Source organism: Polaromonas sp. P3_C2, assembly GCF_056402675.1.
Genome location: NZ_JBFUGX010000067.1, coordinates 1 through 10,343, shown reverse-complemented (window position 1 = coordinate 10,343; position 10,343 = coordinate 1). Strand labels below are relative to the sequence as shown.

Below are 10,343 nucleotides of genomic sequence, written 5' to 3'. Positions count from 1 at the left end.
ACAACATGCTGCGCGCTACGCGCCTGCACAAGGCTGGCATGGTGCTGCTGGCGCCGCTGGTCCGGCAGGCGGCATCCGGTGCGGGCGCCGGCCTGCCCGAAGCGCTGCCCGCCCTGGTGGCCAGCGCGCAGCCCGACGTCGTGCTCGTCATGGGCCGTCTGGCCGCGCAGGCGGTGTTGCAATCGACAGAGCCTTTCGGCAAACAGCGCGGCCAATTGCACAGCCTGCATGGAGCCCGCATGGTAGTGACCTACGACGCCACCTATTTGCTGCGCAACCCGGCCGACAAGGGCAAGGCCTGGGACGACCTGTGCCTGGCCATGAATTTGGTCACCAACCCGGGCTGATTTTTATCAGGCCTTAACTGCGCCACGGCTGGGCGCCAGCACCGAGGCAATCGCCACCACCATCAGCACCACGGCAGCCCAGTCCTGCCAGTGCAGCACTTCGCCCAGGCCCAGCGCGCCTGAAAACACCCCGAGGATGGGAATCATCATCACGCTCAGCGTGGAAGCCACCGGCGGGAGCGCGCGCGCCAGCGTGAACCACGCCGCGTGCGCAAAACCGAAAATCAGCACCGCGTTGTAAAGAATCGCGCCCCAGGTCGTGGGCGAAGGTGCCTTCCACTGCGGCATCTCAAACACGACACCCAACACGGTCAGCATCACGGCGGTCATCACCGTCATCCAGAACGACAGCGTCAGCGTCGCGGCCRGTATCGTGGTCTTGCGCAGCAGCTGCGTGCCCAGCGCCCACACCGCAGCTGCCACCAGCGCGCACAGCACACCCAGGGGGCTGCCCGACAGGTTGGTCATTTCATTCCACAGCAGCAGCGCCACGCCCAGCGCGGCAGCTGCCACCCCCAGCCAGTTGCGGGGCTTGAGCCTGGCGCCAAAAAACCAGGCGCCCAGCAGCGCCGAAAAAATCGGCATGGTGTAGCCCAGAATCGCCGCGCGGCCGCTGCTCAAGTTTTTGACGGCGAGGATGATCAGCGCATGCCAGACAAACATGTTGGCCGCCGCCAGCCAGAAAAGCTCACGCCACTTGCCCCGCGGCACCCAAAACGGCACCTTCAGCACCACCATGGCGATGCCCAGCACCGGAATGCCCAGCCAGATCGACATCGCCCGAAACGTCAAGGGTGGAAAGTCCGCAATCCCCAGTTTCATCACCGGCCAGTTCAGGCCCCAGACCAGGGTGAGCAGAACCAGCAGGATGAGTTGGCGTTGGGAGAGTTGCATGGAACTATTGTGCCCCCACGCTTTTCACTTCGTGTAATGCGCTGCCCCCCGAGGGGGCCGCCCGCCTGCGGTCTGGCAAAGCCAGTCCCGCGGCTCATGCTGGCCTGAAGATTCAGTGGAGTAACCAGCCCGGCTGGGCTGCGCAACACGGGTTGAACTGCTAAGCTGCCTCCGGCTCAGCGGCCGACTCTGTTCGTGCGGGCACCCCGTCGTCTTCTGGAATGGCATAGCGTGGCGCCAATGCTGCAAGCGACCTCAACACCGGGACGGGTACCAAGCGAAATAGCGGCGTCAGCCAGGGATACGGCACTCTGGATTTCAGAATGGCGCCGTAATCACACGAGGCTTCGTGGGGGAAGTAGTTCTCACGCACGGCCACAACCTCACAAAACCCCTTGCCGTGGTAGTAGCGCAGCTGGGGATCAACCGGCAAACCGGCCCGCGTAGCCCGTGCATAGGCCTCTACCGACGCACCTGGCTTGCGTTGCAAATGACGCTTGAGCCCGGGCATTGGCGAACCCAGGAAATATTTGCGGTTGCCACATTTCACAGCATAAAGATAGTTAAAGGCAATCAGCTGCAAAGCAGCGCCGGCATCCACGCTGGTCAGGCTGATGCCAAACAGGCAGCGTGATGCGTATTTGTTGCTGGGCACTTTGCCGTCCAAAGCGGCGCTCTTTTGCCAGTCGCCCGGGTTGACCCACTCTGCCTCTGTGGTGGGTTTGCAAAACAGCGATGCCAGCAGCTCACCCGTTTCTGCGCAAAATGCACCCCCGCTCAAATCGGGATGCGCGGCAATGCGTGATCGAAAGTCTTCTGCCGTAGCTTGCTGCTCTTCTGTCCATTGCTTGCGCTCCAGATCCAGCAAGGCCGGAATATCGCCGATACGCAGATTGCGGGTGATGTAGCGGTGCTTTTTGATGGTCGGCTTGGTTGTCATGGGTAACGGTATGCGTTGGTGTTAAAGGAGTTGACTGCCCGGAACTTCGGGGGCTGGTGGCGGGCGTGCGGCGCCTGAGTGGCAGGAGCAATTGCGAGTGCCCAAGGGTTGAAAGTCGTGCATCAGCTGCACGGCACCTGTGGCCACCCACAATCCAACGACCCGGGCCTTGCTGCCGAAAAATCCGCTCAGAAAAATGCTGGCCTGCAAATTCACCACCTCATGCCACCAACCATGAGGCACGTAGATGGCATCACCCGGATAGAGATCGACAGCAAACAGTGCGTCTGCCGGCACATCGCTTTGCGCCAGATCGCGCATGCCCACCGATGCCAGCTTGGCCCAGCGGTCATACTTCTTTGACAACGCACCCAGGTGCTCCACGGTGCCGGGGCGGGCCAGATAAAAGCGTTTGACTCCGCGCGTGAGCACCGCCAGGTTGTCCAGCAGGTCGTAATGCAAGCCTGTGTGTGCCCCTTGCGGGCCAATCCACGCGCTGCTGGAGACGATGTTGCCCGGCGGGAACCATGCATCTTGTTCCACGTCCTGGCGCAATGAGGGTATCTCCTTGAGCAGATCGAACTCTTTGAGGTATCCGATATGGGAGCCCTCTTCCTGCGCGGCTGTCTGCAACGCCAGCTGTGCCACATAGCGATCAAGTGTGGACGTCACAAACCGGGTGCTGGACCTCTCCCGATTACCCACCACCAAAGTCACGGGCTTGGCCCCGCCCAGATGGGCAAGGTGCTGAAATGTCCAGCGCTCCAGCGCTGCCCAGTTGCGCCCCATGCCCCGCAAAACAACAGGGCCATGACCTATCCACTCATGCCTCTGGGGAGACACCATCTCCGGCACGGCCCCGAGCCTGGAACGAGGTATCTCCAGCGGGCATTCGCCTTGACTGATCCGCAAATTCACAACGACCTCCTGCACTTGCAATGCGGTGATCGTAAAAATTCACTGTGAAATCCTCATGACGCTGGCGCTTGTTTTTTGTTGCGTCGTGTAAAACGCCAGACAGGTAGCCACTGGCGACAATCGCGCGTTTGGCATACAGGGGGTTCTCCATCAGGGGCACAGTGCAAGCTGCCGAGATCGTGGGAGCTTAAAATGGGACATGACTTTTCTCGACATGCTGGGCGCCGCAGAACGCCAGAACCGCTCCATGCTCTGCGTTGGCCTGGACCCTGAACCCGCGAAATTTCCCGGCAAGCTCAAGGGCGACGCCAACAAGATCTACGATTTCTGCGCGGCGATTGTTGACGCCACTGCCGACCTGGTGATTTCCTTCAAGCCGCAAATCGCCTACTTCGCCGCGCACCGCGCCGAAGGCCAGCTCGAACGCCTGATGGAACACATGCGCCGCGTGGCGCCGCAAGTGCCCATCATCCTGGATGCCAAGCGCGGCGACATCGGCAGCACGGCGGAGCAATATGCCAAGGAAGCCTTTGAGCGCTACGGTGCCGACGCGGTGACGCTCTCGCCCTTCATGGGGTTTGATTCGGTCGCGCCGTATTTGAAGTACGAAGGCAAGGGCGCTTTCCTGTTGTGCCGCACCTCCAACCCCGGCGGCGACGACCTGCAGAACCAGCGATTCGCCTCGATTGAAGGCCAGCCGCTGCTGTACGAGCATGTGGCGCGTCTGGCGCAAGGTCTGTGGAACCTCAATGGCCAGCTGGGGCTGGTGGTGGGGGCGACGTACCCGGCGGAGATTGAGCGTGTGCGGGCCGTGGCGCCTACCTTGCCTTTGCTGATTCCGGGTGTGGGGGCGCAAGGTGGCGATGCGGTGGCGACCGTGAAGGCGGGATGGCGGTCCGGCGCTCCCATCATCGTGAACTCGTCGCGCGCGATTTTGTATGCCTCTTCGGCGGATGATTTTGCGGAGGCTGCGCGGCGCGAGGCGGTGAAGACTCGGGATGTGCTGGAGGCGGCTCGGGGTGAGGCTTTGAAGTAGGCTGGTTTCTTACCCGGCGTTGTACTCTTTACTGAGAGTTGCTGGCCGGGGGTAGCCCGGCATGCAGGTAACTTTCTTTTGGCGAAGCAAAAGAAAAGTGAGTAGCTGCCGGGCTACCCCCGGCTAGCCGCCCTCAACAAAGAGCACGTCCTGAAAATCAGCCACAACCTCAAAAGAAATTGCTATTAATTGGATAGCTGCTTGCGCCCATGTCTATTGGTCCGGGGATCGATAAGACTATTAATTGGCAACCGTAAACCGGCGCCGAATATGCCGCGCGTTTTCAATTTCGTCCACGATGGCCACAGCCAGGTCAGGCACCGAAATACCGGCCGGCTTGTCACCCTGGCCGGGCAGCAGATCGTCCGCACCCAGCCGGTATTTGCCGGTGCGCTCGCCGGGTGCCAGGCCGATAGGGGGCGAGACAAAGCTCCAGTCCAGCGAGGTTTCGAGCTTGAGCTGGTTCAGCGCCTCGCGTGCGGCGAGCGCGCCCTGCTTGTATTGCGCGGGAAACTCAGGCGTGTCCACCAGCTGCAGGCCCGGCGCCACATACAGGCTGCCGGCACCGCCGACCACTAGCAGGCGTTTGACACCCGCCTGCTTGACGCCATTCACGATGGCTTTGCTGGCCTCCAGGTGCAGGTCGTGGATTTTCGGCTCGCTCCAGCCCGGGTTGTAGGCGCTGATGACGGCATCGTGGCCCGCCGCGGCTTTGGCCACCTGGCCGGCATTCAGTGCGTCGGCGGCGACCACGGTCAGGCCGGTTTGCGGGGTGACCTTGCCGGGGTTGCGGGCCAGCACGGTGACTTTGTGGCCGCGGCTTAGCAGTTCGGAAAGAATAGGTGCGCCGATAAAACCTGTGGCGCCGATCAGTGCGATGTTCATAAAAACTCCTGCGGGTTAAAAGAGCCTCTAGTGTCATTACTTCACAACGCTCTGAATAGACGGCAAAATTCGCTAACACTGTGAAGTAGAGCTAACTAATGAGCGATAAATCCATGGACCAGCTCAAGCGCATGGCCATTTTTGCCGAGGTGGTTGCCAAGGGGTCCTTGACTGCGGCGGCGCGGCAGCTGGGCATGACGCCTTCGGCCGTGAGCCAGCATTTGCGGCAGCTTGAGCAGTCGCTCGGCCTGGCCCTGCTGCACCGGTCCACGCGGCGCCTGACACTGACAGAAGCGGGTGAGCGCTACCACGCTGGTTGCGCCGCCATGGTGGCGGCTGCGCGCTCGGCGGAACAGGCGCTGGTGCGGCTGCGCGACGAACCCGAAGGCGAGCTGCGCCTGGCCGCGCCGGCCGGCTTTGGCGGCCTGCTGGCAGCGGCGCTGGCGCCGCTGCGCGGCTACCCCCGGCTCACGCTGCGCCTGTTGCTGGACGACAAGCTGGTTGACCTGATCAGCGAACGCGTGGACATCGCGGTGCGCGTGGGCGAGCTGGCCGACTCCAGCCTGGTGGCACGCAAGCTGGGCAATATGACGCGCCAGCTATGCGCCTCGCCGGCCTACCTGGCCGAACGGGGCTGGCCCGCCACGCCGCAGGATTTACTGCGCCACGACTGGCTGGCCAGCAAACCCAACAGCAGCAACAGCGCGGACATGCTGGAGCTGCTGGGCCCGTCTGGCGAACGCGCAACCCTGAGGCTGGAAGGCCGGGTGCAGGCTTCGCAGGTCACGGCGCTGCATGCGCTGGCCATAGCCGGCTGGGGCATCAGCATGGGTGTGAGCGAGGACGACCGCAAAGCGATGACCGAAGGCCGCTTGCTGCCGATATTGCCGGGCTGGCGCATGGCGGATGTTCCGGTCTACGCCGTCACGCCGCGGCGTGGTGAGCAGCCGGCCAAGGTGCGCTACGCGTTGGAGCTGCTGGCGGCCTGGTTCCTGGGCGTCAGGCCTGTTGCGGACGCGGCCTGAGCACCAGCCCGCCCAGCATCACACAAGCCAGCGCGGCCACTACAAACGCGACGCCGGCCCATTGCCAGGGCGTGACAACCTCGCCCAGTACCAGCATGCCGGTGGCCAGGCCCACCACCGGCACGCCCAGGCTGAAAGGCGCGACGCGATTGGCCGGGTGGCGCTTGAGCAGGTTGGTCCACAGGCTGTAGCCCAAAATGGTGGCCGCCCAGCCAAGGTAGGCTACAGCGGCCCAGCTGGAGGCACGCGCTTCCATCCAGTGCCAGCGCGCGGCCTCGGGGTCGAAGGCCCAGGACAGAGCGGCAAAGGGCAGTATCGCCACCAGGCTGCTCCAGACCACAAAGGCCAGCGGCGAATAATCGCTGTAGGTCTGCTGAACGCGACGCGCCACGATGTTGGACATGGCCCACATGGCCGCCGCGCACAGCGTAAGCACAAAGCCCAGCGGCGTGGTGGCGCCCGCGCCATTGGCGCCCACGTAGTTGAGCGCAAAGCAGGCCAAGCCCAGCGCCGCCAGCACCAGGCCCGCCTGCAGCGGCCGGCTGGCGCGCTCATGCAGCAGCACAAAGCCAAAGAGCGCCGTCCAGAACACCTGGGTCTGCTGCAGCACCGAGGCCAACGCCGCGGTCATGCCGACCTTGAGCGCCAGAAACAAGATGCCGAACTGGCCCACACCCTGAAAAAGGCCGTAGAACACGATCCACTTCCACGCGATTTTGGGCGGGCGGATCAGCAGCGCCAGCGGCAACACGGCAAACACATAACGGGCCGTGCCCAACTGAAAAGGCGTGAAATCGCGCAGCGCGAATTTCATCACCACGAAGTTAACGCCCCACAGCACGACGACCGTGAGGGCGGCCGCCAGATCGCGGCCCGTCAGAGCATTGGGCTGCATCCGCGCAAGACGTGAAGTCAGCCCAGCTGCATGGAGCGGGCTGCATCCAGGTGCGCTTTGACGCGCTGGGCCAGCGCGACGTCGCCGGGGGTCTCTGGCCGCCATTCCTGGGCGGGCAAGGCCTTGCCGTCCAGGTCTACCGCAACAAACACCACCAGGCATTCGGTGATGACCTGCATCTGCCCGACTTTCATGTCGCCGGCGCGCACTTCCACCGAGATGTTCAGGCTGGTCGTGCCGGTATAGGCCAGGCGGGCTTCGACTTCGACCAAGTCGCCGATCATGATGGGGCGCTGAAAACGTATGCTGCCCACCGACACGGTGACGCAATAACGTTTCGCCCAGCTGGTGGCGCAGGCGTAGCCGGCTTCGTCAATCCATTTCATGACGGTGCCGCCGTGCACTTTTCCGCCGAAGTTGACGGTGCTGGGTTCGGCCAGGAAGCGGAGGGTAATGGAGGACATGGGGGCTGCCGGTAGTTTTATGAGGTTCTTATGCGTGCTGCCAGGCGATGCCGGCGACACGCATCATATTGTCGCCCATCACACCTTCGATCTCGGTTGCGCTCAGGCCCACCTGGCGCAGCGCTTCGGGCAGCAGTTGCCAGGTTTCAACCGGCGTGTATGTCATGCGCTGTACGGCGCGGTCATAGCCAGCCGATTTGGGCCACCAGTAGGTGGGATCGTAGTCGCCGGGAGGGTTGTCATTGAGCTCATCCTGCCGGAAGCTGATGTCCAGGCCGATGCCCGCATGCTGCGCGCCGACCAGGCCCGCCACATAGGCCACATGCCGCGCCATGTCATCGGCTGTGGGGGTGCGTGTGCCCAGGAAGGCAGAGACGCCCGAGACGCACACCACGCCGCCGGTTGCGGCGCAGGCGCGTATCTGCTCGTCGGTGATGTTGCGCCCGTGCTCCACCAGCGCAAGCGGGTTGGCGTGGCTGAAGATCACCGGCTTGGCCGAGGCAGCCATGATGTCCAGGCTGCAGCGGCGGCCGGTGTGCGAGCAGTCCATCAAGAGGCCCGCCTCGTTCACAGCCTGCACCATGCGCACACCCAGCGGCGTGAGGCCGCGTGCTTCGTCGTGACAGCCGTCGGCCACGCTGTTGTTGCGGTTGTAGGCGAAATGGATTTGCCGCACGCCGAGTTCGCGGTACAAGGTCACCATATCGGGCCGCTCCTGCAGGGGCATCGCGCCTTCCAGGTCAAAGCCGATGGCAAGCTGGCCCGCCGCCGCGGCCTCGCGGATCTCGTCCACACTGGACACCAGCCGATAGCGCCCGGGGTTCGCGGCAATCTTCGCGCGGAAGGCCGCAATGACCGCCATGATTTGCGCCACCGGGTTCATGTCCATGCCGACATTGACGGACACATAGTTCACGCCCGCAGTGCGCAACGCGTCCATCGGCGAAAAATCGGCTGCCGGGTGCAATGGCAGGCAGGCGTGGGCTTCCCAGTGGATCATGGCGTGGCGTGTGGTGTTGAAGAGAAATTAAAGCATGCGGCGCTGCGGCGCGCCAGACCTGCCTGGTAACGATTTACGCCGTGGCGGATACGTCGGCCGCTGCGCGGCGTTTGAACCCGGTGGAAGCCTCCATCAGGCTCAGCGTATAGGCATTCGTGACTTTGTGTGCCGCCAGGTCGGCCGCAGGCAGCATCTCCACCGTCTGGCCGCGCTGCATCACCATCAGCCGTTCACACAGGTGCGTGACGACGGCCAGGTCGTGGCTCACCATGACGAAAGTCAGGCCGCGCCTGCGGCGCAGTTCTTCGAGCAGGTTGAGCACCTCGGCCTGCACCGAGGCGTCCAGCGCCGAAGTGGGTTCGTCCAGCAGCAGGATTTGCGGCTCGAGAATCAAGGCGCGCGCAATCGCGATGCGCTGGCGCTGCCCACCCGAGAGCTGGTGCGGGTAACGAAAGCGAAAGCCCGTGCCCAGCCCGACTTCTTCCAGCGCACGTTCGATGCGCGCCTCTGCGTCGTCGATGCCGTGAATGGCCAGCGGCTCGGCGAGGATGCGGTCTACGGTGTGGCGTGGATGCAGTGACCCGTACGGGTCCTGAAACACCATCTGCACCTGCCGCCTGAAGGCCTTGCTGCCGGGTGCGCTGTCCTGGCCCAGCAACTTGACCGTGCCGGCCGTGCGCGGCGCGAGCCCGCAGATGGCGCGTAGCACGGTGGATTTGCCGGAACCCGATTCGCCGACGATGCCGAAGCTTTCGCCGGGGTTCACGACGAAGGAGGTATCGGCGACGGCGACAAAGCTGTCGTACACCACGCGCAGGCCGCTGACTTCCAGGCCCAGCGATGCAGATGAAACCACGGCATTCACAGCGCCCACTCCGGTTGACGGTCCAGCGTGGCCAGCGGATGCGTGGACGCGCCCAGCTGCGGCAGGCAGGCCATCAGGCCGCGTGTGTAGGGGTGCTGCGCATTCGCCAGGCCGCCGGCAGCCAGCTCTTCCACAACCCGACCGGCGTACATCACGAGGATGCGGTCGCAGAAGGTCGACACCAGCCGCAGGTCGTGCGAGACCAAAATCAAGCCCATGCCGCGCTCAGCCACCAGCGTGTCGAGGATGGCCAGCACCTGCAGTTGTACCGTCACGTCCAGCGCCGAAGTCGGCTCGTCGGCGATCAGAAGGTCCGGGTCGGCGATCAGCATCATCGCGATCATCGCGCGCTGGCCCATGCCGCCGGACACCTCATGCGGGTAGAGTTTGTAGACGCGCGCCGGGTCGTCGATGCGCACGGATTCCAGCGCGGCGAGTGCGCGCTTTTTTGCTTCCGCCGACGAAACACGGGTATGGGCTTGCAGCGTCTCCACGATCTGTGCGCCTATGGTCATGACGGGGTTCAGCGAAAACTTCGGATCCTGCAACACCATGGCGATGCGGCCGCCGCGCAGTTCGCGGCGTTGGGCGGGCGGGCAGTTGAGCAAGTCCATGCCGGCGAACTCAAGACACTTGGCGCTGATGCGGCCTTCCGGTGCGGTCAGCCCCATGATGGCGCGGCCGGTTTGTGACTTGCCCGAACCCGACTCGCCCACGATGCCCAGGCGCTCACGGCCCAGCGTGAAGGACACGCCGCGCACCGCCTCGGTCATGCCGCCGTCACGGCGCGGAAAGCTCACGCGCAAGTCGTCGACCACCAGCAGGGGCATGTTGGCGCCCGTCATTTGGCGGCCTTCGGGTCCAGCGCATCGCGCAGGCCGTCGCCCAGCAGGTTGAAGGCCAGGCTCACGACAAAAATCGCCGCGCCGGGCGCGGCGGCCACCCACCACTGGTCCAGCACATAAAGACGCCCATTGGCGATCATCGCGCCCCACTCCGGCATGGGCGGCTGCGCGCCCAGGCCCAGAAAACCCAGCCCGGCGGCGGTCAGGATGATGCCGGCCATGTCCAGCG

Annotated in this window: 13 protein-coding genes; 3 read left to right on the top strand and 10 right to left on the bottom strand. The window is 64.0% G+C overall.

Annotated features, from left to right (window positions below; all coding sequences use genetic code 11):
- On the top strand, nt 1–347 hold a 347-nt coding region (locus AC1DWI_RS04945), incomplete at its 5' end, for a uracil-DNA glycosylase family protein (protein ID WP_477724463.1).
- A 6-nt stretch (nt 348–353) separates the two neighbouring features.
- Here AC1DWI_RS04945 and AC1DWI_RS04940 read toward each other — a convergent pair.
- The 3 genes from AC1DWI_RS04940 to AC1DWI_RS04930 form a co-directional block, all read right to left on the bottom strand.
- Nucleotides 354–1,241, bottom strand: a complete 888-nt coding sequence (locus tag AC1DWI_RS04940; protein WP_477724462.1) for a DMT family transporter — start codon at nt 1,239–1,241, stop codon at nt 354–356.
- A 160-nt stretch (nt 1,242–1,401) separates the two neighbouring features.
- Nucleotides 1,402–2,181, bottom strand: a complete 780-nt coding sequence (locus AC1DWI_RS04935) for a hypothetical protein (RefSeq protein ID WP_477670644.1) — start codon at nt 2,179–2,181, stop codon at nt 1,402–1,404.
- 21 nt (nt 2,182–2,202) lie between these two features.
- Nucleotides 2,203–3,099, bottom strand: coding sequence for a cupin-like domain-containing protein (locus AC1DWI_RS04930; RefSeq protein ID WP_477670645.1), 897 nt, complete (start codon nt 3,097–3,099; stop codon nt 2,203–2,205).
- A 199-nt stretch (nt 3,100–3,298) separates the two neighbouring features.
- Between AC1DWI_RS04930 and pyrF the strand changes: the two genes are divergently transcribed.
- Nucleotides 3,299–4,135, top strand: a complete 837-nt coding sequence (gene pyrF, locus AC1DWI_RS04925) for an orotidine-5'-phosphate decarboxylase (protein WP_477670646.1) — start codon at nt 3,299–3,301, stop codon at nt 4,133–4,135.
- 240 nt (nt 4,136–4,375) lie between these two features.
- Here pyrF and AC1DWI_RS04920 read toward each other — a convergent pair whose 3' ends face one another.
- Nucleotides 4,376–5,020: an NAD(P)-dependent oxidoreductase gene (locus tag AC1DWI_RS04920; protein WP_477670647.1), complete on the bottom strand. Its 645-nt coding sequence runs from the start codon at nt 5,018–5,020 to the stop codon at nt 4,376–4,378.
- Nucleotides 5,021–5,118: 98 nt separating this feature from the next.
- Between AC1DWI_RS04920 and AC1DWI_RS04915 the strand changes: the two genes are divergently transcribed.
- Entirely contained in the window at nt 5,119–6,045 is a 927-nt protein-coding gene (locus AC1DWI_RS04915) for a LysR family transcriptional regulator (protein WP_477670648.1), read from the top strand.
- Here the strand turns inward: AC1DWI_RS04915 and AC1DWI_RS04910 are convergent.
- From AC1DWI_RS04910 to AC1DWI_RS04885, 6 genes are all read right to left on the bottom strand, one after another.
- Nucleotides 6,020–6,940 carry an EamA family transporter gene (locus AC1DWI_RS04910; RefSeq protein WP_477670649.1) on the bottom strand — a complete coding sequence of 307 codons (921 nt, stop codon included), beginning with the start codon at nt 6,938–6,940 and terminating at the stop codon, nt 6,020–6,022. The genes AC1DWI_RS04915 and AC1DWI_RS04910 overlap by 26 nt on opposite strands.
- Nucleotides 6,941–6,957: 17 nt before the next feature.
- Nucleotides 6,958–7,404, bottom strand: coding sequence for an acyl-CoA thioesterase (locus tag AC1DWI_RS04905; RefSeq protein WP_477647199.1), 447 nt, complete (start codon nt 7,402–7,404; stop codon nt 6,958–6,960).
- 28 nt (nt 7,405–7,432) lie between these two features.
- On the bottom strand, nt 7,433–8,404 hold the full coding sequence (locus AC1DWI_RS04900) for a dipeptidase (protein ID WP_477670650.1): 972 nt from the start codon (nt 8,402–8,404) through the stop codon (nt 7,433–7,435).
- A gap of 73 nt (nt 8,405–8,477) precedes the next feature.
- Nucleotides 8,478–9,242, bottom strand: a complete 765-nt coding sequence (locus AC1DWI_RS04895; protein ID WP_477670752.1) for an ABC transporter ATP-binding protein — start codon at nt 9,240–9,242, stop codon at nt 8,478–8,480.
- Nucleotides 9,243–9,265: 23 nt separating this feature from the next.
- Entirely contained in the window at nt 9,266–10,114 is an 849-nt protein-coding gene (locus AC1DWI_RS04890; RefSeq protein WP_477670651.1) for an ABC transporter ATP-binding protein, read from the bottom strand.
- Nucleotides 10,111–10,343: ABC transporter permease subunit (locus tag AC1DWI_RS04885; protein WP_477724461.1), on the bottom strand; the 233-nt coding region annotated here is incomplete at its 5' end. The genes AC1DWI_RS04885 and AC1DWI_RS04890, both read right to left, overlap by 4 nt.